Origin of the sequence: Micromonospora sp. NPDC000121 (assembly GCF_042899165.1) — a bacterium.
GTDB lineage: Bacteria > Actinomycetota > Actinomycetes > Mycobacteriales > Micromonosporaceae > Micromonospora.
This window is the reverse complement of the sequence record NZ_JBIAZP010000001.1, coordinates 961,344-987,547: the sequence shown is the minus strand read 5'-3', so window position 1 is coordinate 987,547 and position 26,204 is coordinate 961,344. Positions and strand designations below refer to the sequence as shown.

Here is a 26,204-nt window from a genome sequence, read left to right as displayed (position 1 = left end):
ACGCCCTCGTCGGTCCGTATCGTGTGAAGCTGACCTGGTGGCGATCGGAGCGGGAGGTGGACGCCGGTGAGCGCGGCACCCCTGGAACCCCACATCGGCCTGTGGACGGAGGCCGAGTACCTCGCCATGGGCGAGACGCCGAACCCGATCGAACTGCTCGACGGAAGCCTGATCGTGAGCCCTGCCCCGAGCAAGCGACACCAGCGGGTGTCGCGGCTGCTGGCCAACAGCCTCGACGGCGCGGCCGGAGCCCTCGCGGTATTCGAGGCGGTGAACGTCCGGCTCGGGGTCGACCGAATCGTCATTCCGGACGTTGTCGTCGCCGACACCGACGACGAGGGCACCGTGGTCGAGGCGGGCGAGGTCGTCCTCGTCTGCGAGATCGTCTCTCCGGGGAACGCGGCGGCCGACCGCCTGGTCAAGATGCAGCTCTACGCCATCGCCCGGATTCCCTGGTATCTGCTGGTCGAGCAGGACGGCCAGACCCACTCGTTGCGGCTGTTCCGGCTCGACGGTGCGCACTACGTCGAGGACCAGGTCGCCAAGGCGGGCGAGCACCTCGTCCTGGCCGAGCCGTTCCGCTGGGGTGTCGACCCGGCTTCACTCCGCTGAGCGGCCCCACCCGCTGCGGCTTTCCGGCAGGGGCACCCAGCGCCGCGCGCTCGACATCCTGAGTTGGTCTCGGCATCCCACACCGTCCAACGTCAGTCGTCAATGCAAATTTGTTTAGCGCCCCTTGTGATCGAGGACGCTTACCTCCAAAGATGGTCGTCAATCCCATCGGCGTCCTTGGAGGCATCCATGACCCGTACCAGACCATCGCTGCGCAGAATGCTCGCCACCGGCCTCGCCGTGCTCGCCACCGTCGCGGCGGGGCTCGTCGCCACCGCCACCCCGGCGGCCGCGGCCACCACGCCCGGCATCGACGTCTCGCGCTACCAGGGCAGCATCAACTGGACGAGCGTGCGCAACGCCGGGATCCAGTTCGCCTTCATCAAGGCCACCGAGGGCACCAGCTACAAGGACCCGAACTTCAACGCCAACTACACCAACGCGTACTACGCGGGCGTGATCCGGGGCGCGTACCACTTCGCCCGGCCCAACATCTCCTCCGGGGCGACCCAGGCGAACTACCTGGCCTCCAACGGCGGCGCCTGGTCGGCCGACAGCCGCACCCTCCCCGCCGCGCTGGACCTGGAGGCCAACCCGTACGCCGGCGGCTACTGCTACGGCCTCAGCACGTCCGGGATGCGCAGCTGGGTGCAGGACTTCCTCAACACCTACCGCGCCCGCACCGGCCGCTACGCGGTCATCTACACCACCACGAGCTGGTGGAACCAGTGCACCGGCAGTTGGACCGCCCCGTGGGCGAACCACCCGCTCTGGATCGCCCGCTGGTCCACCTCCCCCGGCACCCTGCCGGCCGGCGCGCCGTTCTGGAGCTTCTGGCAGTACACCGACAGCGGCAGCGTCGCCGGGATCAGCGGCCCCGTCGACCGCAACTACTGGAACGGCGACCGCACCCGGCTGATCGCCCTGGCCAACAACACCGCCTGAGCCTGATTCGCCTGGTAAGGCAGTTGGCGGCAGCGGGATCGGCTGTCACCGTACGGTCGACAACTGGTCCGGCTGCCGCCACGCCACCGGCGCGGGGCGTCGGCCCCGCCATCCGGCCTGCGGACGTCAGGCCCGCCTTCGGGCCGCCACCGGGACGGTCACGGCGTTGTCGCGGGCGAGCCCGCCACGCCGGGTGATCCGCCAGGCCGCCACCGCGGCGAGGGTGACGGTGACGACGCTGAGCAGTGCGAACAGTGCCGACAGGCCGACGCTGACGAGCAGCAGGACGACGTCGCCGAGGGCCACGAGCATCCACAGTGCCACCCGCGGCCGGGTGTCCTTCCGTCGGTAACCCATGTCGTGCCTCCCTTCCGTCGTGCAGGTCGAATACCCCGTACGACGGAAGGTCATGCGAATCAAGCTCGCGGCGGCACGAATCCCACGGATCAGTCCTGGCGGTCGGGCACGAACTCGCGGGAGATCATGTCGAAGTACTGGAGGTTCTCGTCCCAGTCCTTGTCCGCGACCTCCCACCGGATGGCGAAGCCCCGGTTGCTGGCGGTGACGAAGCCCCGGTTACGGACGCGGATCCGCGTGCCGTCCCGGGTCTCCCGCCAGTCCCAGTCCGCGCAGGTCTTCCAGAAGCCGCTGACTGGGCGGATATCGATGTACTCGTAGTCGTTGACGAGCCGCTTGCGGGCGGGCTCGATGGCGCGCCAGGCAGCGGCGGCGTCCTTCTGCGGATCGTCCGTCCGGTCGATCACCAACTCGCGGACGCCATTCGGCTCCTCGTACTTCACCCAGGTGTCGCCCGCGCTCCGCCGCCATCCGTTCGGCACCGGGACCGAAAACCCGACCGGATCCTTGACCAGCTTCCAGCCGGCCGGGAGTCCCGTCGCCGAGGGCGAGACGGACGGGGTCGGGCTGGGGGCGGCGCTGGTCGGGGGCGCGGCGGGCCCCGACGTCTGCGGCGCCTGGGAGCTGGCGGTGGTCGGGTCGGCCTGCGGGTTGCCGCCGCCGTCCTCGCCGTCGCCGCTCGTCAGCATCGGCACGACCAGCACCAGGCCGAGCAGCAGCAGCGCCACCAGCACCCCGATCAGCACGTTGCGCCGAGTGTTGTCGGGCTTCGTACCGTCGGACGGCACCACCGTGGCGCGGCCGGACGGCGGGTTCACCGGCGCGGGCATCACCGAGGTGGGGTTCACCGGCCGGCGCGGCGCGGGGCTCACCGGCGCGGCCGGCGTGGCGCCGGCCGCCGGCTTCGGCGCCTCCACCTTGGCCGTCGGCGCCGTGTCGGACGTGGACGACTCGACCTTGGCGGTCGGCGCGACATCCGACGAGGCCGCGACGGACGCGCTCTCGGCCGCGACGGCAGCCCCGGCGGAGGCGGCCGCCTCCTGCGGCGCGCGGGGCGTCGGCGGGCTGACCGGCCTGGCGGCCGGGTCCTCGGCCGGCCGCGGCGCCGGCACCAGCGGCGGGCGCGGCTCGCGCGGGCCGTTCGGCCCCGGCCGGCGTACGCCGTCGAGCAGCGGGATGGTGCGCGTGCGCTTGCCGCCGGCGCGGCGCAGCAGCTTCTCCGCCACCTCGGCGGTGATCCGCTCGTTCGGGTCCTTGCGCAGCAGGCCGTTGAGCACCGGCTTGAGCGGGCCGGCGTTCTTCGGCGGCGGGGGCGCCTCGGTGGCGAGCGCCGCCAGGGTGGCGATCGCCGACGGCCGGGCGTACGGCGACTTGCCCTCGACCGCGGCGTAGAGGGTGGCGCCCAGCGACCAGAGGTCGGCCTCCGGCCCGGCGGTGCCGTCGCGGGCGCGCTCCGGCGCGATGTACGCGGGCGAACCGAGCACCATGCCCGTGCGGGTCACGTTCGGGTCGCCGGGGATCGTGGCGAGACCGAAATCGGTCAGCACCACCCGGCCGTCGTTGCCGAGCAGCACGTTGCCCGGCTTGACGTCGCGGTGCATCACGCCGGCCTTGTGCGCCGCCTTCAGCGCGCCCAGCACGCCGAGCCCGATCTCGACCGCGCGCGCCGGCGGCACCGGGCCGTCCTCGGCGAGCGTGTCCTGCAACGACCTCGACGGCACGTACTCCATGACGATCCACGGGTCGCCGTCGGTGCGCAGCACGTCGAAGATGCGGACCACGTTGATGTGGTTGAGCCGGGCGATTGCCCGGGCCTCGCGCAGCGACCGCTCCCGCATCTCGCGGCGCTCGTCGTCGGTGAGGCTGGGCGGCGGGACGAGTTCCTTGATCGCCACGTCCCGGTGCAGCACCTCGTCGCGCGCCTTCCACACCCGACCCATGCCACCCTGACCGAGCGGCGAGAGGAGCCGGTATCGGTCAGCGACGAGTTGGGGCAGCGCGTTAGACATCGCCCAGACGGTACCCGGCGGGCACGACGGTCACACCGCCGGCACGCCACTGTGCGGTTCAGGTCAAGCTTCGCGCCGCGTACGCTGACGCCATGTCTGCCGAAGAGCCGCTGTTCCGGGTCGTCCGGGGGGTCCCCACCACCGAGGAACTGGCCGCGCTGGTGGGCGCGATCGTCGTCCGGTCCCGTCCGGCCGCCGCACCCTCGCCGGTCGCCGCGTCCGCCTGGGCGCGCAGCGGGCGACCGGCCACCGCGACGCCGGTCGCCGGTCCCGGTGCGTGGCGCGCCTCCGGCCTGCCCCGCTGACCTTTTTCCCGGTACGGATCACCGCAGCTCGGCGCCCCTGCCCGCGCGCAGGGCGGCCGATATGTGCGGGATCGGGGCTGCCGACAGGGTAGGAGACCCATTAACCTCACTCAGGGAAACGGCGCAGTGACGGGTAGGGAGGGCCGATGATCCCCGAGGAGGACCGTCCAGCGTCCTGGCTTCGCGGTTACGGCGGCATCGAGGCCGACATCCGCCGGTTGCGCGAGTTCGCTGACAAGCTCCAGGCCGAGGTGGAACGCAACTACGCCCCTAATCTGCCGTACATCGCCGAGGACATGAAGGCGCCCGTGCCCAACCCGGCCGACGCCTTCATCGAGCTGGTCAACTTCCTGCACGCGCACCACGAGACCCAGCAGGCCACCGCCAACATGGTGTGGGGCGTCCGCGACGCCACCGGCCACCTGGCCGTCGCCGCCGGCACGGTGGCCAACCGCTACACCCAGTCCGACGCCTTCTCCTCGGCCCGGGTGGCCGATGTGGAACGGGCGCTCGCCGATCCGACAGCCGCCACACCGCGCGGCCCGTCGCCGGTGCTGCGCGACCCCACCGGTCCCGAGACGGCACCGACGCTGGGGCCGGTGGTGCTGCCATGATCGAGCGGGGCAGCGGCCGCACGTCCGGCCTGACCGACTGGCGGCTGATGGACGTGGCCAGCATGTGGGCCTGCCTCCAGGACCACGACACCACCAACCACTGGAAGCAGGTCGCCGGCTGGCGCAAGGTCTGCGACCTCGCCCGGGCCCACCTGAGCCGGCTCCAGGAATACCGGCGTGGGCTGGCGGAGGCGTGGCCCCCGGAAACCAACGAGGCAGCCCGGGCGTACGTCCGTGAACTCGACGAGCTGATCGACAAGGTGCAGCGCACCCACGACGCGGCCAGCGCCAACTACACCGCGCTCTCCGCCGCGACGCAGGCCATCGGGACCACCCGCGCCGAGCTGAAGAAGATCTACGACGAGTACGCCGTCAAGCTCCAGGAGAAGCGGACGTACGAGGCGACGCTCGCGGACCCGAAGGCGGCCATGGGCAGTCGGGTCCCCGACCGCCCGGTGACGGATGCCGACCTGGAACGGCTCAACGTCCAGGCACGCGGCATCATGTACGGCCTCAGCGGCGAACTCCAACACGCCCAAGTAATGCTCCAAAAGCCACCACCCACCAAACCCAGAATCGATGGCAGTCAGCCTGTATCCGAAACGTCAGGCCTGCAAGCTCCGGTGATCCCGCCGATCGTGCCGGTCCCGATTACGCCGCCAGCCAGTACACCCTCGGCGCACCGGCCAGCCTCCACCGCTCGGCCGGTGGCAACACCGAGCGCACCCGGCCTCGGCCCTATTTTGGGCGGAACTGGCACCGGAGTGGCGCCTCCACCCGCTAACACGGGGCCGTCTCCTGTACCGCCAACCGCATCCCCGAGCATTGGAACGCCACCACCGCTTCCGACGCTGCCGCACCGGCCGGGTGTGTCTAGGCCACTAGGTGGCCAGCCCGGCCAACCAGGGCGGCCAGCTTTCGGAGGGGGCACGCAGCCGAATATGGCACCATCCACACAACCCCGATCGATGCCTCCTGGGGGGTTGATCGGGGGACCACCCGGGATGGGGCTCGGCCAGCCAGGTACGGGTAACAGCCAGCCGAGACGAGTGAACCCGATCGGTGGCGTAATCGGTGGTGGTGGCGCTGGTACCGCACCGACGGGTGGTGCGGGATCTCGCCCCGGCGGCAGTCGAGGTTTCGCGGCAGCGCATGGCATGCCTCCCATCGGCGGAACCCCTTCCGGTAACGCAGCCAGCATTAGCGGTGCGAGCGGGATGCCGCATCGACCTAGGCGTCGCGAGGGGAGCAGCGAGGAACCTCATCACTGGGACCCAGATCACCCGTGGGAAACGAATCAGGGCGTTCCCCCTATCGTCCGCCCGCCAAACGAGGAAGGCCCAATCGACCCTGGCCCAGCCATCGGCTTGAACCGGTGAGGTTCAGCATCACATCCCGAGTGTTGGCATCACTGCTACCACTTGCGCCACTCCTACCTATACAGCCAGCGCTAGCCGCTTCCGCAATGACTGCGCCGGCATCCGATGGAAGCAGAATACGCAGCAACCAATGGCACTTGGAGTTTCTTGATGTAGCGTCCGCGCATCGCATCACTCAGGGTCAAGGAGTCACTGTCGCATTGCCAGACACTGGCGTCGACCCGCATCTCGACTTACGGCAAAACTTGCTAGCTGGCATAGACATGGTTCCCGGCGGCAGTGGTGACGGCCGACACGACCGAAACGGTCACGGCACTGGCATGGCCGGTCTCATCGCGGCGCACGGCCAAGGCAACACCGGTGCCCTCGGCATCGCACCCAAAGCAAAGATTCTGCCAATAGCCGATTCGCCGCCGAGCGGCGAGAGTGATCCGGACGTGCTGGCCCAAAGCATCGAATACGCAGTGGGCAAAGGCGTACGAATAATCAGCGTATCAAGTGGAGGCGGCACCAGCCCTCGTCTCACGCAGGCGGTTAAAAGGGCGCTTGCATCTGACGTTGTAATAGTTGCGGGTTCCGGAAATAATCCTCTAGACCAAACAGTTGCTTACCCAGCCAGAGAGCCTGGCGTAATCGCCGTCGGTGGGATAGATCGAGCCGGGCGCCATGCAGCAATATCGGTTACAGGCCCTGAAGTCGACGTGGTTGCTCCGGCAGTCGATATCTACAGCACGAGTATCGACGGCAGATATCGCAAGGGCACCGGCACGTCGGACTCCACGGCGATCGTTGCCGGCGCTGCGGCGCTCATCAGGGCGAAGTATCCGCACCTCCCGGCCTCGGAGGTAGCGCACCGGCTTACTGCCACTGCGGTCGACAAGGGTCCGCCGGGGCGGGACGACGAGTACGGGTACGGGGTCATCGATCTGGTGGCGGCGTTGACGGCGGACGTACCGCCGCTGGGTTTCGAGTCGGCAACGGCGACCGCCGCGCCCCACACCGCCTCGGCCACGACGGCGGTTGCGGAGCCCGCCGACGGCGGAGACAGCGGGGCGACGACTCGCGGCCTGGTCACCCTCGGCGTGATCGTGGCTGCCGCCGGGGCGTGGGTGCTGTACAACCGTCATCGCCGCCGTGGCGACGACCCTCCACCCCGTGTAAGCCGCTGACCCGCCTTCGCGACCGACGGTCGCAGGGCGGAAGCCGCTCCTGTTCAGTTGCCACCGATCCACTTCAACAGCACCAGAGCACCCAGGCCCAGCACGGTGAATGCGACGGAAGCGACCAACAGCCGTCGACCGAGGGGACGGTCACGCACGCCGTAGTAGCAGATCCCCAGGGCTCCACCCACGACACAGGCCCCGGCAAAGGCGAGAGCCGCGCGTGGAACCTCGCCGAGAAGCAGCATCCAGCCGGCGAGGAACCCGACCATGATCGCTGCATTCGCCATCGCGGACTGGAGGTTGCGGTAGGCGTCGTGCTGAAGGACCAGCACCGCTCTGCGGTAGTCCTCGACGGCCTGCGCGCGTTTCTCGTCGGAAACCGGTCGCGGGCGCAGCCGGAGTGCAACTCGCCACGGCCGTCTCATGGCGGCGACAATATCAATCGCGGTCACTGGTCGAGGCTCATCGCGCGAGCCGCCCCTTCGCGATCGAAAGCGGGCGCATCCCACCGGAGCCGCCATCGCCGAGAGCCAGCCGGTAACGTCGGCGAGGTGCCAGAAACGATGCCGATCCGCCTTGTGCTCGCCTCGGCGAGCCCCGCCCGCCGCAAGATTCTCCAGGCCGCCGGGATCGAACCGGACGTGCTGGTCAGCGGCGTCGACGAGTCCCTGGTGGTCACCGAGCGGGCCGAGGATCTCTGCCTGGAGCTTGCCCGGTTGAAGGCGCAGGCGGTGCTCAGCCGGCTGCGGCCGACCGACGACCAGCGGACGCTGGTGATCGGGTGCGATTCTGTGCTGGCCTTCGACGGGGAGATCCTCGGCAAGCCGGCCGACGCGGCGGACGCCACCCGGCGCTGGCAGCGGATGCGCGGGCGCAGCGGCGTGCTGCACAGCGGGCACTGCCTCATCGACATCGTGACGGGGCGTCGGGCCGAGGCGGTCGCCTCCACCGTCGTGCACTTCGCCGACGTCAGCGACGACGAGATTGCCACGTACGTGGGCACGGGCGAGCCGCTCGCGGTGGCCGGCGCCTTCACCATCGACGGGTTGGGCGGGCCGTTCGTGGAGCGGATCGAGGGTGATCCGAGCACGGTCATCGGGCTCTCGCTGCCGATGCTGCGCCGCCTCCTGGCCGAGCTGGATCTGCGAATCACCGATCTGTGGACGAAGGTCGCGCCCGGCAACCAGTCGGTCGAACCGCTCGGCTAGCGTCCGTTCATGACCACGAAGTCGATCCCGCTGACGTCGGAACTGCACGCGTACCTGGTAGCGCACGGGTCGCCGCCGGACGAGATCATGCGGGACCTGGCCGAGGAGACCCGCGCGGCTCTGCCGGACAACGCGCAGATGCAGGTCGCGCCGGAGCAGGCCGCGTTCCTGACCTTCCTCACCCGGCTGCTCGGCGTGCGGCAGGCCGTGGAGGTGGGCACCTTCACCGGCCTCTCCTCGCTGGCGATCGCGCGGGGGCTGCCCGAGGGCGGGCGGCTTACCTGCTTCGACATCTCGGAGGAGTTCACGGGCATCGCCCGGCGGTACTGGGCCCGCGCGGGCGTGGACGACCGCATCGAGCTGCGCATCGGCCCGGCCGGCGACACGCTGCGGGAGCTGCCCCACGAGCGTCACCTCGACTTCGCGTTCATCGACGCCGACAAGACCGGCTACCCGGTCTACTGGTCGGAACTGGTGCCTCGGATGCGTCCCGGCGGGGTGATCGCGGTCGACAACGTGCTGCGCGGCGGCCGGGTGATCGCCCCGCAGAACGCCGACGACCGGGCCATCGCCGCGTTCAACGACGAGGTCCTCGCCGATGTCCGGGTCGACGCGGTGATGCTTCCTGTCGCCGACGGCCTCACTCTGGCCCGGGTGCACTGACGGCCACACACTGAACCCGCCCTTTGCGATCTGGTACGAAGCGGCCCCTCCGGGGGCCTCTCCATACCAAGATCCAAGGGACGGCGCCCTCGGGCCGTCAGGCGGGGGCCGGGGTGCGGGGTTCGGCGGGGGCCGGGCGTAGGGCGCGGTTCAGGCGGACGGTCAGCAGCGCGGCCGCCGCGATGAAGGCCGGCAGCAGCAGGAACGCCAGGTGCGGCCCCACCCCGTCGGCCACCCAGCCGAGCGCGACCGGCGCGATCCCGAAGCCGACCCCCATCGAGTACGACGCCCAGCCGGCCGCCCGGTCCGCGGCCGGCCCGGCGACGGCGAGCGCGATCGAGATGGCCAGCGGGTAGTGCAGTGCGTTGCCGAGGCCGAGCACGACGAGGCCGGTGACCGCGAGCCAGCCGACGGTGGCGACCCAGAACAGCGCGAACCCGGCCAGCGACACGCCCAGCGCGGCGAGCAGCAGCGGCACCGGCCGGTAGCGCAACGCGAACCGGCCGCCGACGAGCCGGCCGACGAACATGCCGCAGACGATCGCGGCGACGGCGGCCGAGGCGGCGCCGGCCGCCATTCCGGCGTGCGAGCGGAGCACGTCGGCGGTCCAGAGGGACAGGCAGACCTCGATCGAGCCGGTGACGGCCATCAGCACCCAGGCGATCCAGTATGTCGGGGGCAGCCGCCGTGCGGCCCCGGCAGCGCCAGCAGCTCCACCCGCGCCGGCGGGCGGATCGGCGTCGACCGGGTCGCCCGCTCGGGGATCACCGACAGCCGCGGCGGCGGGGGCGGCCTCCGGCAGGCGTACGCGGAAAGTCACGGCGGCGAGCGCGACGAGCGTGATCAGGCCGACCTCGACGGCCATCACCGGCCGCCAGCCCCAGCCGGCGTCGACGCTGCCGCCGATGACCAGCGGGGCGAGGATGCCCATGCCGGCGCAGGCGGCGTTGGCCTCGGTCAGCGCGGCCGGCGCGGCGGGGCCGTGCCGGGCGGTGAGCACGACGGACACGCCGCTGACCACCAGCATGCCGAAGGTCGCGATGACGGCGACGGTGGTGATCGTGGCGGGCAGGGCGCGGAGGGTGCCGAGGGCGGTGACGCCGACCGCCACGCCGACCAGCCCGATCCAGATGGCACGGCCGCGGCCGACCCGGCGGGCCAGCGGCGCGAAGAGCGCCCCGCCGGCCAGCGCGCCGACGGCGATGCCGGTGCTGTGCAGGCCGGCGACGGCGGCCGAGGTGCCCTGTTCGTCGCGGAGCAGCGGCACGACCGGCCCGAATCCGTAGAGGAAGAAGCCCCACAGCCCGAGCTGGGCGTAGGTCAGCCAGGTGGTCCGGTCACGGGCGAGGCGGGGCACCGGCCTTACGGTACAAGTGTCCGACCGGTGCCCCGCCTCGGTGAGAGGCAGCTCTCCCCCGGCGTTAGGAGGGAGCCCTTCCTCTACCGCAGGCGTTAATGAGGTGCCCTTCCTTTCAGCGGACGGTGCGTGCGAACTGCCGGGCCGCCCAGACGACGCCGGCCGCGGCGAGCACCGCGACGATCGTCAGCCCCTGCCAGACCTTGTCGTCGCCCAGCTCGCCGGCGAAGAGGGCCCGGGTGCCGTCGACCGCCCAGGAGAACGGGTTCCACTCGGCGATGCCTTGGAGCCAGCCGGGGGCGAACGTGAGCGGCAGCAGGATGCCGGAGAGCAGCAGCACCGGCTGCGCCACGGTGTTCATCAGCGGGGCCAGCGCGTCCTCGCTCTTGACCTTGAGCGCGACGCCGTAGGAGACGGCCGAGGTCATCAGCGCGATCAGGGCGAGCATGAGATACGCCAGGAGCAGGTCGACGATGAAGACGCGCAGGTCGAACAGGAGCGCGAGCAGGGTGATGATGACCGCCTGCACGATCAGCGACACCACGTCGCGCAGGGATCGGCCGAGCAGCAGGGCGAGCCGGCTGACCGGGGTGACCCGGGAGCGTTCGATGACGCCGGCACGCAGCTCGGCGATCAGACCGAAGCCCTGGAACAGGCCGCCGAAGATGGCCAGCAGCACCAGCAGGCCGGGTACGAAGATCTTGTAGGCCTCCGCCTGGGTGGGGGCGTTCAGCGCCGGCTTGAGCAGCGGGGCGAAGAGCAGCAGGTACATCACCGGCTGGAAGACGCCGACGAAGACCCAGACGGGGTTGCGCAGCAGCAGTTGGAGCTGGCGCTGGAAGATCAGCCAGGTGTCACGGGCGAGTTTCATGAGGTCTCTCCGGTCTGGGGTCAGGACTCGCGCAGCGAGCGGCCGGTCTTGGTGAGGAAGACGTCGTCGAGGCTGGGCCGGTGCAGCTCGATGGAGTCGAGCGTGAGGCCCGCCGTGTCGACGCGACGCAGGATCTGCGGGATGGCGGTCGCGCCCTCGTCGACGTAGAGCCGCAGACCGCCCTCCTCGGCGGTCTCCAGCTTGTTGACGTACGGCTCGCCGTCGAGCAGTTTCGCGGCCTGCGGGGTGGCCGTCGCGTCCAGCCCGACCAGCACCACGTCGCCGGAGATCTCGCGCTTGAGGCCCGCCGGGGTGCCCTCCGCGACCACCTCGCCGTGATCCATGATCGCGATCCGGTCGCAGAGCGCGTCGGCCTCGTCGAGGTAGTGCGTGGTGATGAAGACGGTCATGCCGTCGGTGCGCAGCCGACGGATCTCGTCCCACATGTGCGCACGGCTCTGCGGGTCGAGGCCGGTGGTCGGCTCGTCCAGGAAGACGATCTTCGGCTCGTGGATGATGCCGAGGGCGATCTCCACCCGCCGCCGCTGGCCGCCGGAGTAGGTCTTGCACTTGCGGTCGGCGTACTCGGTGAGCTGGAAGGCGTCGAGGGCGCGCGCGGCGCGCCGCTGCGCCTCGGCCTTGCCGATGCCGTACATCCGGGCCTGGAGGACCAACTCCTCGCGGGCGGTCGACTCGTCCCAGGTGCTGCCGCCCTGGGCGACGTAGCCGATGCGGCGGCGCACCTCGGCCGGGTCCCTGCGCAGGTCGGCCCCGGCGATGGTGGCCTCGCCGCCGTCCGGCTCGATCAGGGTCGCCAGCATCCGCAGGGTGGTGGTCTTGCCGGCGCCGTTGGGGCCGAGGAACCCGAAGATCTCCCCCGGGGCGACCGCCAGGTCGACCCCGCGCACCGCGTCGACGGTCCTCGTCTGGCGACCCTCGCGGGAGCGGAACGACTTCCGCAGCCCTCTGGTCTCGATCATCTCTGCTCCTGGTCGTCCGGGCCGGTGCGACCGGCCACCTGTCTGTCCCTCGGGGACGACGCCGGACGGCGTGCTCCCCCCGTCGCGCCGCGAGCAGGCTAACGCGATATAGCTCCAGTGGTCAACCTTGATTATTCGGTTGTGTCGCGAGGCGTGGCCCCACCGTCGGGCCATCCGCTCCAACCCTCCGCCCCGACCAGCCCGTCAGGCAGGTACGACACACCGGAGTCGATGCGTTCGGCGATCCGTTCACACCAGCCGACCTCGGCCTCGGCCCGCGCCGCCCAGAGTTCGAACATCCAGCCGACGTGCACCGGCTTGGAGTTGCGCACCCAGTCGGAGGCCAGCGCCGCGCGCATCGACTCGACGCCGGCGCGCAGCAGGTTCGCCCGGTTGCGCAGGGCCGCCGACGCCTCCTCGCGCGGCAGCGCGGGCAGGAAGGAGAACGCCGCCGCGAACGGGTCCGGCGGCTCGTGCAACTGCCACCAGTGCGCGCGCAGCAGCGACTCGAACTCGTCCTCGCCCTTGGCGGTGACCTCATACGTGGTGCGCGCCGGCCGGGCGCCCACCTGCTCGGTGGCCACCTCGCGCAGCAGGCCCTCCTCGGTCAGCTTGCGCAGGGCGTGGTAGATCGAGCCGGGCTGCACGTTGGCCCACCTGTCGGCGTTCCAACTGAGCAGTTCCCGGCGCACGTCGTAGCCGTGCACGGGCTGCATCCACCGCACCAGCCCGAGGATCATCATTCGCGTGGCAGACATCGGACAAGCGTAATAAGCAAGTTTGACTAGGGCGCGATGGCACAGTGCGGCATCCCACACTGAGCGATCGTTAGGGTTCTCAGGGTGGCCGATACACTCCCGGTCAGTAGCCTCCCGGGAGGAGCCCCCAAGGTGCGCAAGGTACTCATCGCCAACCGCGGCGAGATCGCCGTCCGCGTCATCCGCGCCTGCCGCGACGCCGGCCTGGGCAGCGTCGCCGTCTACGCGGACTCCGACCGGGACGCCCTGCACGCCACGCTGGCCGACGAGGCGTACGCGCTCGGCGGGGACACCGCGACCGAGACGTACCTGCGCATCGACAAGCTGCTGGAGGTCGCCGCCAAGGCCGACGCCGACGCGGTCCACCCCGGCTACGGCTTCCTCGCCGAGAACGCCGACTTCGCCCAGGCCGTCATCGACGCCGGGCTGACCTGGATCGGCCCCACCCCGCAGGCGATCCGCGACCTCGGCGACAAGGTGACCGCCCGGCACATCGCGCAGCGCGCGGGAGCGCCCCTGGTGCCCGGCACCCCCGACCCGGTGGCGAACCCGGACGAGGTGATGGCGTTCGCCGTCGACCACGGCCTGCCGGTCGCCATCAAGGCCGCCTTCGGCGGCGGCGGGCGCGGGCTCAAGGTGGCCCGCACGATGGAGGAGATCCCGCACCTGTTCGAGTCGGCCACCCGCGAGGCGGTCGCCGCGTTCGGCCGGGGCGAGTGCTTCGTCGAGCGCTACCTCGACAAGCCCCGCCACGTCGAGGCGCAGGTGCTGGCCGACCAGCACGGCAACGTGATCGTGGTCGGCACCCGCGACTGCTCGCTGCAGCGCCGGCACCAGAAGCTCGTCGAGGAGGCCCCGGCGCCGTTCCTCACCGACGCCCAGCGCGCCCAGATCCACGACAGCGCCAAGGCGATCTGCCGGGAGGCCGGCTACCACGGCGCCGGCACGGTGGAATACCTGGTCGGCGCCGACGGCACCATCTCCTTCCTGGAGGTCAACACCCGCCTCCAGGTCGAGCACCCGGTCACCGAGGAGACCGCCGGGATCGACCTGGTCCGTGAGCAGTTCCGGATCGCCGACGGCGAGAAGCTGCGGTTCACCGAGGACCCGACCCCGCGCGGGCACTCCATCGAGTTCCGGATCAACGGCGAGGACCCGGGCCGCAACTTCCTGCCCGCCCCCGGCACGGTCACCGCGCTGCGGCTGCCCACCGGGCCCGGCGTCCGGGTGGACACCGGCATCTCGGCCGGCGACGTGATCGGCGGCAACTTCGACTCGCTGCTGGCCAAGGTCATCATCACCGGCGAGACGCGCACCGAGGCGCTGGAGCGGGCCCGCCGGGCGCTGGACGAGATGGTCGTCGAGGGCATGGCCACCGCGCTGCCGTTCCACCGGCTGGTCATCCGTGACGAGGCGTTCACCGCCGAGCCGTTCACGGTGCACACCCGGTGGATCGAGACCGAGTTCGACAACACCGTCCCGCCGTTCACCGCGGCCGCCGGCGCCGCCGAGGCACCGGCCGAGCGCGAGACCGTCGTGGTCGAGGTGGGCGGCAAGCGGCTGGAGGTCAGCCTCCCCGCCGGCCTCGGCGGGGGTACGGCCGCCGCCGCGCCCGCCGCCCGCAAGCCGGCCCGCCGGGGTGGCGCGGCCAAGGCCGGCGCGGCCGTCAGCGGCGACGCGCTCACCTCGCCCATGCAGGGCACCATCGTCAAGATCGCGGTCGCCGACGGGGACACCGTCGCCGAGGGCGACCTGGTCGTGGTGCTGGAGGCGATGAAGATGGAGCAGCCGCTGCACGCGCACAAGGCCGGCACGGTCAGCGGCCTCGCCGCCGAGGTCGGCGCCGTCATCTCCGCCGGCGCGACGATCTGCACGATCGCCTGAGGTGTGAGGAAGGACACCTTCCTAACGTCTGCGGGGGGAGGAAGGCCCCTTCCTGACGCAACGCCGGGCGCGCCCCCAACGCGGCACCGGCCAGCCTGACAGTCAGCGCAGCTCGGTGCGGGCGACCGCCCGCACGGCGGCGGTCAGCGCGTCCAGCGTGGTGGAGTCCACCCGCCAGTGCTGCCAGTACAGCGGGCGGTCCAGGTGGCGCCCGGCACCGATGTCGACGCAGTGCCCGGCCGCGATGTCGGCGCGGGCGATCCGCTCCGGCACCATCCCCCAGCCCAGGCCCAGCCGCACCGCCTCGTTGAAGCCGTCGAAGGACGGCACGTAGTGGACGGGCGGGTCGATCCGACGGCGGGTCACGGTGCGGGCGAACCGGTGCTGGAGCTGGTCCTTGCGGTCGAACGCCATCATCGGCGCCGTCGCGAGGGCGGCCTCGGTGGGGCCGTCGGGGAAGTGGCGGGCGGCGAACTCCGCCCGGGCCAGCGCGACGTATCGCATCGCGCCCAGCCGTTCCACCCGGCAGCCCTGCACGGCCTCGCGCTGCGCGGTCACCGCCGCCATCGCCGTGCCGTCCCGGATCAACTCCGCCGTGTGGTCCTCGTCGTCCCAGCGGACGTCGAACAGGAGCGCCAGCTCGGCGGGCAGCCGCGCCAGCGCGCCGACGAACCAGGTGCCGAGCGAGTCCCCGTTCGCCACGACGGTCACCCGGCTGGCGGCGGGCCCGCCGACCGTCGGCGGGCGGGCCGCGTCCAACGCCTCCCGTTCCAGCAGCGCCACCTGCCCGGCCAGCCGCAGCAGCGGCCGGCCCGCGTCGGTGGCCTGGCACGGCTTCGTGCGGCGGACCAGCACCTGCCCCACGGCCTGCTCCAACGCCTTCATCCGCTGGCTGACGGCCGACGGGGTGACGTGCAGGGCGTGCGCGGCGGCCTCGAAGCTGCCCTCGCGGACCACCGCGGCGAACGTCCGGAGCTGCGTGGAGTCGAGCATGATGAAGCTAAGCTTATCTGCCCTGAGAATCTTTAGTTGGGCTGCATCGGCGGCGGCTCGTAGCGTGGGCCCGTGCCCGACATCCTCAGCAGCTCCGTGACCGCTTCCGCCGCCGCCGGCTTCTCCCTCTCGATCGCGCTGATCGCCGCAATCGGCGCGCAGAACGCCTTCGTCCTGCGGCAGGGCCTGCGCCGGGAGCACGTCCTGCCCGTGGTCGCCGTCTGCGCCGCCTCCGACGCGCTGTTGATCTCGGTCGGCATCGCCGGAATGGGCACCGCCACGGCGGAGCACCCCGCCGTGCTGACCGCCGTCCGCTGGCTGGGGGCCGCGTTCCTGCTCGGGTACGGCGTGCTGGCGGCCCGCCGCGCGCTGCGCCCCGGCGCGCTCTCCCCGGCGGACCGGCCGCCGGCCACGCTCGGGGCGACGCTGCTGGCCTGCCTCGCCTTCACATACCTCAACCCGCACGTGTACCTCGACACCGTCCTCCTGCTCGGCGGGGTGGCCCGCCAGCACCCGCACCACTGGGTCTTCGGCGCGGGCGCGGCGGTCGCCAGCGTGGTCTGGTTCACCGCCATCGGCGTCGCCGCCCACCGGCTCGCGCCCGTGCTGGCCCGCCCGACGGCCTGGCGGATCGTCGACGGCGTGGTCGCCCTCGTGATGACCGCGCTCGCGGCGGGGCTGCTGCTCGGCTGACCCGGCGGCGCGCCATCCCTTCCTGGCCGGGCTGGTGGTCTCGGCGACGCCCGGCCGGGGGTGTTTTCGGCGACCACCGGGGGCGCGGGCGCCGGCCGGCGGGAATGATGACGGGGTGCGGTTCCTACACGGCGCGGTTCCCGCGCACGACCTGACCTACAACGACGTCTTCATGGCGCCGGCCCGCTCCGAGGTGGGCTCGCGGCTCGACGTCGACCTGGCCACCAGCGACGGCACGGGCACCACCATCCCGCTGGTGGTGTCGAACATGACCGCGGTGTCCGGCCGCCGGATGGCCGAGACGGTCGCCCGGCGCGGCGCGATCGCGGTCATCCCGCAGGACATCCCGATCGAGGTGGTGGCGAACGTCGTCGCCTGGGTCAAGCGGCGGCACCTGGTGCACGACACCGCGATCACGCTCGGCCCGACGGACACCGTCGGGGACGCGATCCACCTGCTGCCGAAACGGTCGCACGGCGCCGTGATGGTGATCGACGAGGAAGGCCGGCCGCTGGGCGTGGTGACCGAGGCGGACACCGTGGGCGTGGACCGTTTCGCCCAGCTCCGGCACGTGATGTCCACCGAGCTGCACACCGTGCCGGCGGACGCGGACCCGCGTACCGGCTTCGACCGGCTCTCGGCCGGCCGGCGCCGGCTCGCCCCGGTGGTCGACGCCGACGGCCGCCTCGTCGGGGTGCTGACCCGGCAGGGCGCGCTGCGGGCGACCCTCTACAAGCCGGCGGTGGACGACCGGGGCCGGCTGCGCATCGCGGCCGCCGTCGGCATCAACGGCGACGTGACCGGCAAGGCGGCGGCGCTGCTGGAGGCCGGGGTGGACACGCTGGTCGTGGACACCGCACACGGCCACCAGGAGCGGATGATCTCCGCGTTGCGGGCCGTCCGCGCGCTGGACCCGGCGGTCCCCGTCGCCGCCGGCAACGTGGTGACCGCCGAGGGCGTACGCGACCTGGTGGAGGCGGGCGCCGACATCGTCAAGGTGGGCGTCGGCCCCGGCGCGATGTGCACCACCCGGATGATGACCGGGGTGGGCCGGCCGCAGTTCTCCGCCGTGCTCGACTGCGCCGCGGCGGCCCGCCAGCTCGGCCGGCACGTCTGGGCCGACGGGGGCGTACGGCACCCGCGGGACGTGGCGCTGGCCCTGGCCGCCGGCGCGTCGAACGTGATGGTCGGCTCCTGGTTCGCCGGCACCTACGAGTCCCCCGGCGACCTCTACACCGAGGCCGACGGCCGGCGCTACAAGGAGAGCTTCGGCATGGCCTCGGCGCGGGCGGTCAGCGCGCGGACGGCCGACGACAGCGCGTACGACCGGGCTCGCAAGGCGGTCTTCGAGGAGGGCATCTCCTCGGCCCGGATGTACCTGGACCCGGCCCGCCCCGGCGTGGAGGACCTGATCGACGAGATCATCGCCGGGGTACGCAGCGCCTTCACCTACGCGGGCGCCCGTGACCTGGCGGAGTTCCACGAGCGCGCCGTCGTGGGTGTGCAGAGCACGGCCGGCTACACCGAGGGAATGCCGCTGCCGACGAGCTGGTGAGACGGCCCCCGCCGGCCGTCACTCCTTCGGGAACAGTCGTCGGATGACGTCGCGGGCGGCGGCGCGGGGGTCGTCGCCGACCCGCTCCGGCAGCGCGCCGGCGAGCCAGAGCGTGGCGAAGCCGTGCACGATCGACCAGGCGGCGAGCGCGTCGCCTGGCGGATCCGCCGCCGTCGGGCGCCCCTGGGGCAGCCCGGCGACCCCGGCGTGCAGCGCGTCGCCGGCGCGCCGGCGGGCCACCGCCACCTCCTCGGCGTCGGCCCGGTAGAGGTCCGGACGGAACATCACCTCGAAGTGCGCGCGGTGCCGGACCGCGAAGTCGACGTACGCGACGCCGCTGTCCAGCAGGTCCGCCGCGCCGCCCAACGCCTCGGCGAGCAGGTCGAAGCCCTCGGCGGCGAGGGCGGTGAGCAGGCCGGCCTTGTCGCCGAAGTGGTGCGCCGGGGCGGCGTGCGAGACGCCGGCCCGGCGGGCCAGGTCGCGCAGGCTCAGCGCACCGGGGCCGGACTCCTCGATCACCTGCACCGCCGCCGCGAGCAGGGCGCGACGTAGGTCGCCGTGGTGGTAGCCGCGCGTTCCGGTCATGCCGCGATCCTATCTTGCCATTGACAAGATGACACCTCGGGGCGCAATCTTGTCGCCGACAAGTTCACCCCAGGGAGGTACCCATGGCTCCACTGATCGCGCTCGTGGCCGGCACGGCGCTCGCCCGGCTGGCCGGACTCGCCGGCGTGGCCGCACTCGACGGCTGGCATCCCGCGCTGCGGGTGGGGCTGGCACTGATGTTCGTGGTCACCGGCGTCGCGCACTTCGCCCCCGCCTACCGGGCGGACATGATCGCGATGGTGCCGCCCGCCCTGCCCCGACCCGATTTGCTGGTCACCGTCACCGGGGTGCTGGAACTGGTGGGCGCGGCCGGGCTGCTCGTGCCGGCGACCGCCCGCTGGGCCGCGGCCGGGCTGGCCCTGCTGATGCTGGCCATGTTCCCCGCGAACGTCTCGGCGGTCCGGCGCGGGCTGACCCTCGGCGGCCGGCCGGCGACCCCGCTCGGGCCGCGGACGGCGGAGCAGGCCCTCTTCGTCGGCGTGGCCGCCGCTATTTCGTTTGGGGCCTGACAATCAGGGGGCTAATGTAGCGGTCATGAGACTTATCGAGCTGCGGGACGTGCCCCTCGGGCGACTGCTCGTGGTCGCCGGGCACGTCACCGGGCAGCGGTGGAACCGCTACCTCGCCGAGGAACACGGGCTCACCCAGGCCGGGATGGCGACCCTGATGACCCTCGCCGAGCACGGCGAGCTGCCGCACCGCACGGTGGCCGAGCGCTGCTTCGTCCGGCCCGCCACCCTCACCGGCATCGTCGACACCCTGGAACGCGACGGCCTGGTCGAGCGGCAGCGCGACGAGACGGACCGACGCAGCGTCAAGCTCGCGCTCACCCCGGCCGGCCGGGGCCGGATCGACGCGCTCACCGCCGTGATCCGGTCCGGCGCCCCGCTGACCTCGGTCGACGCCGACCCGGCGAAGGCGGCGGTGATCCGCCAGTTCCTCCTGGAGGTCATCGGCAGCGGGGACGTCGACACGGCGGAAGGGGCACCGGCATGCTGATCCGGCTGCTGCGCACGCACCTGCGCCCCTACCGCCGGGCGCTGGCGGCGGTGGTGCTGCTCCAGTTCGTCGGCACGATGGCGTCGCTCTATCTGCCCAGCCTCAACGCCGACATCATCGACCTCGGCGTGGCCCGCGGCGACACCGGCTACATCGTGCGCACCGGCGGGTGGATGCTCGCGGTCAGCCTGGTGCAGATCGTCTGCTCCGTCGCCGCCGTCTACCTCGGCGCGCGCACGGCCACGGGCTTCGGCCGGGACGTACGGGCGGCGGTGTTCGGGCACGTCAACCGCTTCTCGGCCCGCGAGGTGGCCCGGTTCGGCGCGCCCTCGCTGATCACCCGCAACACCAACGACGTGCAGCAGGTGCAGATGCTCGTGCTCATGAGCTGCACCATGCTGGTCGCCGCGCCGATCATGAGCGTCGGCGGCGTGGTGATGGCGCTGCGGGAGGACCTCGGGCTCTCCTGGCTGATGCTGGTCAGCGTGCCCGTGCTCGCCGTCGCCCTGTGGCTGGTCATCCGGCGGATGGTGCCGGGCTTCCGGCTCATGCAGACCCGGATCGACACGATCAACCGGGTGCTGCGGGAGCAGATCACCGGCATCCGGGTGGTGCGGGCGTTCGTCCGGGAGCCGTACGAGACGGAGCGCTTCGCCACCGCGAACGCCGACCTCACCGCGACCGCCCTGCGCACCGGCCGCCTGATGGCGTTGATCTTCCCCGTGGTGATGCTGGTGCTCAACGTCTCCAGCGTCGCGGTGCTCTGGTTCGGCGCCCAGCGCGTCGACGCCGGGGCGATCCAGGTCGGCGCCCTCACCGCCTTCCTGCAGTACCTGATGCAGATCCTGATGGCCGTCATGATGGCCACCTTCATGCTGATGATGGTGCCCCGCGCGGCGGTCTGCGCGGAGCGGATCGTCGAGGTGCTGGACACCGACTCCTCGGTGGTGCCGGCCGCCCGCCCGGTCACCGAGGTCTCCGCACGCGGCGAGCTGGAGCTGCGCGGCGTGTCGTTCCGGTATCCGGGGGCGGCCGCGCCGGTGCTGCGCGACGTGTCCTTCCGGGTGACGCCGGGGACGACCACGGCGGTCATCGGCAGCACCGGCGCGGGCAAGACCACGCTGCTGTCGCTCGTCCCCCGGCTGGTCGACGTGACCGCCGGCGCGGTGCTGGTCGACGGCGTCGACGTACGCGACCTGGCGCCGGACGAGCTGTGGCACCGCATCGGGCTGGTGCCGCAGAAGCCCTACCTGTTCACCGGGACGGTGGCGAGCAACCTGCGCTACGGCACCCCGGACGCGACCGACGCGGAACTCTGGGAGGCGCTGGAGATCGCGCAGGCACGGGACTTCGTCGAGTCGATGCCCGATCAGCTGGCGTCGCCGATCGCGCAGGGCGGCACGAACGTCTCCGGCGGGCAGCGGCAGCGGCTCGCGATCGCCCGGGCCCTGGTGCGCCGGCCGGAGATCTACCTCTTCGACGACTCGTTCTCCGCGCTCGACCTCGGCACCGACGCGCGGCTGCGGGCGGCGCTGCGGCCGGTCACCGCGGACGCCGCCGTGGTGGTCGTGGCGCAGCGGGTCTCCACCATCGTCGAGGCCGACCAGATCATCGTGTTGGAGGACGGGGGCGTGGTCGGGATGGGCCGACACGACGAGTTGCTGGACACCTGCCCGACGTACGCCGAGATCGTGGCGTCGCAGAGCACGGCGGGGGTGCCCGCGTGAGCGAGCGGAGCGAGCAAACCACCAGGCACGGCGCCGTACCGCAGCAGAAGCCGGCCGCCGACGCGCGGACGCCGAAGCGGCTGCCGCCCGGCGGGCAGCGCGGCGGTCCGCCGTGGGCCAGTGTCGGGATGCCCGCCGAGCGGTCGATGAACTTCGGGCCGTCGGCCCGGCGGCTGCTGCGCCGGCTGCGCCCGGACCGCCTCCACCTCGTCGCCGTGATCGCGTTGGCGGTGGTCAGCGTCGGGCTGACCGTGATCGGGCCGAAGGTGCTCGGGCACGCCACCGACCTCATCTTCACGGGCGTGATCGGCCGGCAGTTGCCGGCCGGCACCACCGCCGACCAGGCGGTGGACGCGGCGCGAGCCGCCGGCAACGACAGCTTCGCCGACATGCTCGCGCGGATGGACGTGGTGCCCGGCGTGGGCATCGACTTCGCCGCGCTGGCGCGGGTGCTGCTGCTGGCGCTCGGGCTCTACCTGGCGGCCAGCGCGCTGGGGTGGTGGCAGGGCTGGCTGCTCACCGGGGTGGTGCAGCGGACCGTGTTGCGGCTGCGCGCCGACGTCGAGGCCAAGCTCAACCGGCTGCCGCTGCCCTACTTCGACCGGCAACCCCGCGGCGAGCTGCTCAGCCGGGTCACCAACGACATCGACAACATCTCGACCAGCCTCCAGCAGACCCTGAGCCAGTTGCTGACCTCGCTGCTCACCGTGGTCGGCGTGCTGGCCATGATGTTCTGGATCTCGCCGCTGCTGGCCCTGGTGGCGCTGGTCGCGGTGCCGGTGTCGGTGGTCGTCACCGGCGCGATCGCCAAACGGTCGCAGCAGCAGTTCATCGCCCAGTGGACGCACACCGGCGAGCTGAACGGCCAGATCGAGGAGGCGTTCACCGGCCACGAGCTGGTCAAGGTCTTCGGCCGGCAGCGCGAGGTGGAGGCCGCCTTCACCGCCAAGAACGAGGAGCTGTTCCGGGCCAGCTTCGGCGCCCAGTTCATCTCCGGGATCATCATGCCGGCGATGATGTTCGTCGGGAACCTCAGCTACGTGGCGATCGCCGTGGTCGGTGGCCTGCGGGTGGCGTCCGGGTCGATGAGCCTCGGCGACGTGCAGGCGTTCATCCAGTACTCCCGGCAGTTCACCCAGCCGCTCACCCAGGTCGCCTCGATGGCGAACCTGCTCCAGTCCGGGGTGGCCTCCGCCGAACGGGTCTTCGCGGTGCTCGACGCCGAGGAGCAGAGCCCCGACCCGGCCGAGCCGGCCCGGGTGCGCGACCCGCACGGCCGGGTCGAGTTCGCGCACGTCTCCTTCCGGTACGCCCCGGACAAGCCGCTGATCGAGGACCTGTCGCTGGTCGCCGAGCCCGGGCACACCGTCGCCATCGTGGGGCCGACCGGGGCCGGCAAGACCACCCTGGTCAACCTGGTCATGCGCTTCTACGAGCTGGACGCCGGCCGGATCACCCTGGACGGCGTGGACATCACCACGATGCGCCGCGACGACCTGCGCGGCCGGATCGGCATGGTCCTCCAGGACACCTGGCTCTTCGGCGGCACCATCCGCGACAACATCGCCTACGGCCGGCCGGGCGCGACCGAGGAGGAGATCCTGGCCGCGGCCCGGGCGACCTTCGTGGACCGGTTCGTCCGCAGCCTCCCCGACGGCTACGACACGGTGATCGACGAGGAGGGGAGCAACGTCAGCGCGGGCGAGAAGCAACTCATCACCATCGCCCGGGCGTTCCTCGCCGAGCCGTCGCTGTTGATCCTGGACGAGGCGACCAGCTCGGTGGACACCCGCACCGAGGTGCTGCTCCAGCGGGCGATGGCCGCCCTGCGCTCGGACCGCACCAGCTTCGTCATCGCGCACCGGCTCTCCACCATCCGCGACGCCGACCTGATCCTGATGATGGAGGACGGCCGGATCGTGGAGCAGGGCACGCACGACGAGCTGCTCGCCGCGCGGGGCGCGTACCACCGGCTGTACCAGTCGCAGTTCACCGCCGCCGCCCAGCCCGACCCCGAGCCCGCCGCCCGGTGACGGTGGTCGCCGTGAGCGGAGACCCACCGGCCGCGACGGGCGGCCGGGCGGCGGGGCCGGGGTTCAGCCCGCCGGGAGGAGGGACGCGCCGCGCTCGGCCACCACCGCGCCGATCAGCCGGAGGGCGTCGGCGGCGGGCATCGGGTCCAGGGCGCGACCGCCGCGCAGGCGCAGCGAGACCGCGCCCTCAGCCGCCTCCCGGGGGCCGATCACGGCGGCGTACGGGACCCGGGCGCGGGCGGCGTCGCGGATGCGGGCGCCCAGCGAGCCGGCCGACTCGACCTCGACCCGCAGCCCGGCGGCCAGCGCGTCCCCGGCGAGCCGGGCCGCGGCCCCGGCCTGGTCCTCCCCGACCGGCAGCACGACCAGTTGCACCGGGGCGTACCAGGCGGGGAAGGCGCCCTCGTGCACCTCGATCAGGTACGCGAACAGCCGCTCCATGCTGCCGACGAGGCTGCGGTGCACCATCACCGGTCGACGCCGCGCCCCGGCCGGGTCGGTGTACGACAGGTCGAACCGCTCCGGCTTGTCGAAGTCGAGCTGGACGGTGGAGAGGGTGAACTCCCGCCCGGCGGCGTCCACCACCTGGATGTCGATCTTCGGCCCGTAGAACGCCGCCTCCCCCGGCGCCTCGGTGAACTCCACCCCGTGCAGCGCCGAGCGGAGCAGCTCCTCGGCCCGCGCCCACTGGTCGTCGTCCCCGACGTACTTCTCCCCCGGGCCGCGCAGCGACAGCCGGAACCCCGCCGGCCGTACGCCGAGCGCGGCGTGCGCCTCGCGGATCAGCCGGAGGATCTCCACCACCTCCTCGCCCACCTGGTCGAGGGCGCAGAAATTGTGCGCGTCGTTGAGCGAGATGGCCCGCACCCGGGACAGCCCGCCGAGCACCCCCGAGCGCTCGGCCCGGTACATGCCGCCCAGCTCGGCGATCCGCAGCGGCAGCTCCCGGTAGGAGCGGCCCCGGGCCCGGTAGACGAGGGCGTGGTGCGGGCAGAGCGCCGGGCGCAGCACGAACTCGTCGTCGGCGGAGAGCCTCATCGGGGGGAACATGTCGTCGGCGAAGTAGCCGAGGTGGCCGGAGAGCTCGAACAGCTCCCGTTTGCCCAGCGGCGGGGTGTGCACGTGCCGGTAGCCGGCCCGGCGCTCCAGGTCGCGGACGTACTCCTCGACGGCGTGCCGGGCGGCGGCGCCGGCCGGCAGCCAGAGCGGCAGCCCGGCGCCGGCCAGCGGGTCGGAGACGAACAGGTCCAGCTCCCGGCCGAGCCTGCGGTGGTCGATCATGTCGCGCTCCTTGATCGGGTACGACCCGGAGGCGACCCGGTCACCGGACGCCACGAGGCCCCGGGGCGGATCGCCCCGGGGCCTCGTCGACGGTCAGGTCAGTGCGGCGCGCCGGGGTCTCCCGGCGTCGTCGTCAGCACCGCACTGCTCATGCGGCGACGGTACGCCCGCCCGCGCGGGGGCCGCAGCCGGTTTTTCCCGGCGGGGTCGCGCCACGCGCCCTGCCCGGGGCCGCGGGCCGGCGCGGCGCGGGGAACGGGGGCGGGCCGCCGGCACGGGACCTGCCGGCGGCCCGCGGCGGCCCAGTCGTCGGGAACGGGGGACCCGACGGTCGCGGGGCCGCGCGCCGACAACGGTACGCCGGCCGAGGCCGATCCGCCGACCCCCGGCGGTACGCCGTCGCGTCACCTCCGCCCACGCCCGCTCGTTGGTCCCGGGTAGCCCTGCCGTGTCAGCGGTCACCACGGGCCCGGGCCGTGCCCGGTGACGCCGGACACGCCGTCAGGCTCGGTACACCGATCGGCCCCATCCGGCGAGGTGGCAGTGGTGCCCGAACTACTCACTGAGGTCGCGTCGCCGACCTGGGCGTACCTCGCGCTGCTCGGGCTCCTGGTCGCCGACGCGTTCGTCCCGGTCATCCCCACCCAGCTCATCATGATCACCAGTGGCGCCCTGACCGTGTACGGCGGGCTGAACCTGCCGGTGACCATCGCCGTCGGCGCGCTCGGCGTCTTCGCCGGGGACCTCGCCTGCTACCTGCTCGGGCGGGGCGCACCCGACCGCCGGGCGCCGCGCGACGCCGCGCCGGGCCGGGCCCGACGGGTCGCCAGCCGGGTCACCCAGGGGCTGCGCCGGCCCGGACCGCTCGTCATCCTGCTCTGCCGCTTCGTGCCCGGCGGCCGGATGGCGGCCTGCTTCTCCGCCGGCCGCAGCCGGTACCCGTACCGGCTGTTCCTGCTCTACGAGGGCCTGGCGGCACTGGGCTGGGCGACGTACGGCGGGCTGGTCGGGCACCTGGGCGGGACGGCGCTGACCGAGTCGGCGTGGCGGCTGGCGGTGATCGCGGCGGTGGCGGCGGCCGGGTTCGCGGCGGCGGGCTGGGCCATGACCGCCCTCGGCAGCCGGCGGGCGGCCGAGCCGGATCCGGCGGTGCCGATCGGCGTGGCGGCCGGGGCGGACGCTCCCGGGGCGGACTGACCGACCGGAGCCGCG

The 26,204-nt window shown here is 72.5% G+C and carries 25 protein-coding genes; 15 read left to right on the top strand and 10 right to left on the bottom strand.

Annotated features, from left to right (window positions below; translation table 11 throughout):
• Nucleotides 1-66 precede the first annotated feature (66 nt).
• Together ACFY23_RS04815 and ACFY23_RS04810 are read left to right on the top strand one after the other, a co-directional pair.
• Entirely contained in the window at nucleotides 67-612 is a 546-nt protein-coding gene (locus ACFY23_RS04815) for a Uma2 family endonuclease (RefSeq protein WP_350678569.1), read from the top strand.
• Nucleotides 613-801: 189 nt separating this feature from the next.
• A complete protein-coding gene (locus ACFY23_RS04810; RefSeq protein WP_350678572.1) occupies nucleotides 802-1,557 on the top strand; it encodes a GH25 family lysozyme in 756 nt (251 codons plus the stop codon).
• Between the two features lie 126 nt (nucleotides 1,558-1,683).
• Here ACFY23_RS04810 and ACFY23_RS04805 read toward each other — a convergent pair whose 3' ends face one another.
• On the bottom strand, nucleotides 1,684-1,914 hold the full coding sequence (locus tag ACFY23_RS04805; protein WP_350678574.1) for a hypothetical protein: 231 nt from the start codon (nucleotides 1,912-1,914) through the stop codon (nucleotides 1,684-1,686).
• A gap of 89 nt (nucleotides 1,915-2,003) precedes the next feature.
• Entirely contained in the window at nucleotides 2,004-3,923 is a 1,920-nt protein-coding gene (locus ACFY23_RS04800; protein WP_350678577.1) for a protein kinase, read from the bottom strand.
• 92 nt (nucleotides 3,924-4,015) lie between these two features.
• Between ACFY23_RS04800 and ACFY23_RS04795 the strand changes: the two genes are divergently transcribed.
• From ACFY23_RS04795 to mycP, 3 genes are all read left to right on the top strand, one after another.
• The gene (locus tag ACFY23_RS04795) at nucleotides 4,016-4,228 is read left to right on the top strand and encodes an acyl-CoA carboxylase subunit epsilon (protein ID WP_350678579.1); all 213 of its coding nucleotides are present in this window, start codon (nucleotides 4,016-4,018) and stop codon (nucleotides 4,226-4,228) included.
• 146 nt (nucleotides 4,229-4,374) lie between these two features.
• Entirely contained in the window at nucleotides 4,375-4,842 is a 468-nt protein-coding gene (locus tag ACFY23_RS04790; RefSeq protein WP_350678581.1) for a hypothetical protein, read from the top strand.
• Between the two features lie 1,402 nt (nucleotides 4,843-6,244).
• Complete coding sequence (gene mycP / locus ACFY23_RS04785; protein WP_387035854.1) at nucleotides 6,245-7,390, top strand: type VII secretion-associated serine protease mycosin; 1,146 nt, start codon at nucleotides 6,245-6,247, stop codon at nucleotides 7,388-7,390.
• A gap of 44 nt (nucleotides 7,391-7,434) precedes the next feature.
• Here the strand turns inward: mycP and ACFY23_RS04780 are convergent, their stop codons facing one another.
• Nucleotides 7,435-7,836, bottom strand: a complete 402-nt coding sequence (locus ACFY23_RS04780; RefSeq protein WP_350678583.1) for a hypothetical protein — start codon at nucleotides 7,834-7,836, stop codon at nucleotides 7,435-7,437.
• 111 nt (nucleotides 7,837-7,947) lie between these two features.
• Here ACFY23_RS04780 and ACFY23_RS04775 point away from each other — a divergent pair, with 111 nt between their 5' ends.
• The gene (locus ACFY23_RS04775) at nucleotides 7,948-8,592 is read left to right on the top strand and encodes a Maf family protein (RefSeq protein ID WP_387035305.1); all 645 of its coding nucleotides are present in this window, start codon (nucleotides 7,948-7,950) and stop codon (nucleotides 8,590-8,592) included.
• Between the two features lie 9 nt (nucleotides 8,593-8,601).
• Nucleotides 8,602-9,255, top strand: coding sequence for an O-methyltransferase (locus ACFY23_RS04770; protein ID WP_350678587.1), 654 nt, complete (start codon nucleotides 8,602-8,604; stop codon nucleotides 9,253-9,255).
• Nucleotides 9,256-9,352: 97 nt separating this feature from the next.
• Here ACFY23_RS04770 and ACFY23_RS04765 read toward each other — a convergent pair whose 3' ends face one another.
• The 4 genes from ACFY23_RS04765 to ACFY23_RS04750 all read right to left on the bottom strand — a co-directional run bounded on the left by ACFY23_RS04765 (nucleotide 9,353) and on the right by ACFY23_RS04750 (nucleotide 13,221).
• Nucleotides 9,353-10,612 carry an MFS transporter gene (locus ACFY23_RS04765; RefSeq protein WP_350678589.1) on the bottom strand — a complete coding sequence of 420 codons (1,260 nt, stop codon included), beginning with the start codon at nucleotides 10,610-10,612 and terminating at the stop codon, nucleotides 9,353-9,355.
• A gap of 115 nt (nucleotides 10,613-10,727) precedes the next feature.
• A complete protein-coding gene (locus ACFY23_RS04760; protein WP_350678591.1) occupies nucleotides 10,728-11,483 on the bottom strand; it encodes an ABC transporter permease in 756 nt (251 codons plus the stop codon).
• A 20-nt stretch (nucleotides 11,484-11,503) separates the two neighbouring features.
• Nucleotides 11,504-12,463 (bottom strand): ATP-binding cassette domain-containing protein, encoded by a 960-nt coding sequence (locus ACFY23_RS04755; RefSeq protein WP_350678593.1) that lies wholly within the window; start codon nucleotides 12,461-12,463, stop codon nucleotides 11,504-11,506.
• Between the two features lie 131 nt (nucleotides 12,464-12,594).
• Nucleotides 12,595-13,221: a PadR family transcriptional regulator gene (locus ACFY23_RS04750; RefSeq protein ID WP_350678595.1), complete on the bottom strand. Its 627-nt coding sequence runs from the start codon at nucleotides 13,219-13,221 to the stop codon at nucleotides 12,595-12,597.
• Between the two features lie 132 nt (nucleotides 13,222-13,353).
• Between ACFY23_RS04750 and ACFY23_RS04745 the strand changes: the two genes are divergently transcribed.
• Nucleotides 13,354-15,105: a biotin carboxylase N-terminal domain-containing protein gene (locus tag ACFY23_RS04745; protein WP_350678597.1), complete on the top strand. Its 1,752-nt coding sequence runs from the start codon at nucleotides 13,354-13,356 to the stop codon at nucleotides 15,103-15,105.
• Between the two features lie 102 nt (nucleotides 15,106-15,207).
• Here ACFY23_RS04745 and ACFY23_RS04740 read toward each other — a convergent pair whose 3' ends face one another.
• The gene (locus ACFY23_RS04740) at nucleotides 15,208-16,098 is read right to left on the bottom strand and encodes a LysR family transcriptional regulator ArgP (RefSeq protein ID WP_350678599.1); all 891 of its coding nucleotides are present in this window, start codon (nucleotides 16,096-16,098) and stop codon (nucleotides 15,208-15,210) included.
• 96 nt (nucleotides 16,099-16,194) lie between these two features.
• Between ACFY23_RS04740 and ACFY23_RS04735 the strand changes: the two genes are divergently transcribed.
• Nucleotides 16,195-16,791: a LysE/ArgO family amino acid transporter gene (locus ACFY23_RS04735; protein WP_350678623.1), complete on the top strand. Its 597-nt coding sequence runs from the start codon at nucleotides 16,195-16,197 to the stop codon at nucleotides 16,789-16,791.
• A gap of 115 nt (nucleotides 16,792-16,906) precedes the next feature.
• Nucleotides 16,907-18,346, top strand: a complete 1,440-nt coding sequence (locus ACFY23_RS04730) for a GuaB1 family IMP dehydrogenase-related protein (protein WP_350678601.1) — start codon at nucleotides 16,907-16,909, stop codon at nucleotides 18,344-18,346.
• Nucleotides 18,347-18,364: 18 nt separating this feature from the next.
• Here the strand turns inward: ACFY23_RS04730 and ACFY23_RS04725 are convergent, their stop codons facing one another.
• Nucleotides 18,365-18,931: a TetR/AcrR family transcriptional regulator gene (locus ACFY23_RS04725; RefSeq protein ID WP_350678603.1), complete on the bottom strand. Its 567-nt coding sequence runs from the start codon at nucleotides 18,929-18,931 to the stop codon at nucleotides 18,365-18,367.
• 83 nt (nucleotides 18,932-19,014) lie between these two features.
• Here ACFY23_RS04725 and ACFY23_RS04720 point away from each other — a divergent pair, with 83 nt between their 5' ends.
• From ACFY23_RS04720 to ACFY23_RS04705, 4 genes are all read left to right on the top strand, one after another.
• Nucleotides 19,015-19,461 (top strand): DoxX family protein, encoded by a 447-nt coding sequence (locus ACFY23_RS04720; protein WP_350678605.1) that lies wholly within the window; start codon nucleotides 19,015-19,017, stop codon nucleotides 19,459-19,461.
• A 25-nt stretch (nucleotides 19,462-19,486) separates the two neighbouring features.
• Entirely contained in the window at nucleotides 19,487-19,951 is a 465-nt protein-coding gene (locus ACFY23_RS04715; protein WP_350678607.1) for a MarR family transcriptional regulator, read from the top strand.
• Nucleotides 19,945-21,678 (top strand): ABC transporter ATP-binding protein, encoded by a 1,734-nt coding sequence (locus tag ACFY23_RS04710; protein ID WP_350678609.1) that lies wholly within the window; start codon nucleotides 19,945-19,947, stop codon nucleotides 21,676-21,678. Before ACFY23_RS04715 ends, ACFY23_RS04710 begins: the two co-directional genes overlap by 7 nt.
• Nucleotides 21,679-21,806: 128 nt before the next feature.
• Nucleotides 21,807-23,711, top strand: a complete 1,905-nt coding sequence (locus ACFY23_RS04705; RefSeq protein WP_350678625.1) for an ABC transporter ATP-binding protein — start codon at nucleotides 21,807-21,809, stop codon at nucleotides 23,709-23,711.
• A gap of 63 nt (nucleotides 23,712-23,774) precedes the next feature.
• Here the strand turns inward: ACFY23_RS04705 and thrS are convergent, their stop codons facing one another.
• Entirely contained in the window at nucleotides 23,775-24,992 is a 1,218-nt protein-coding gene (thrS, locus tag ACFY23_RS04700; protein ID WP_350678611.1) for a threonine--tRNA ligase, read from the bottom strand.
• Between the two features lie 546 nt (nucleotides 24,993-25,538).
• Here thrS and ACFY23_RS04695 point away from each other — a divergent pair.
• Nucleotides 25,539-26,189 carry a DedA family protein gene (locus ACFY23_RS04695; protein ID WP_350818870.1) on the top strand — a complete coding sequence of 217 codons (651 nt, stop codon included), beginning with the start codon at nucleotides 25,539-25,541 and terminating at the stop codon, nucleotides 26,187-26,189.
• Nucleotides 26,190-26,204: the final 15 nt, after the last annotated feature.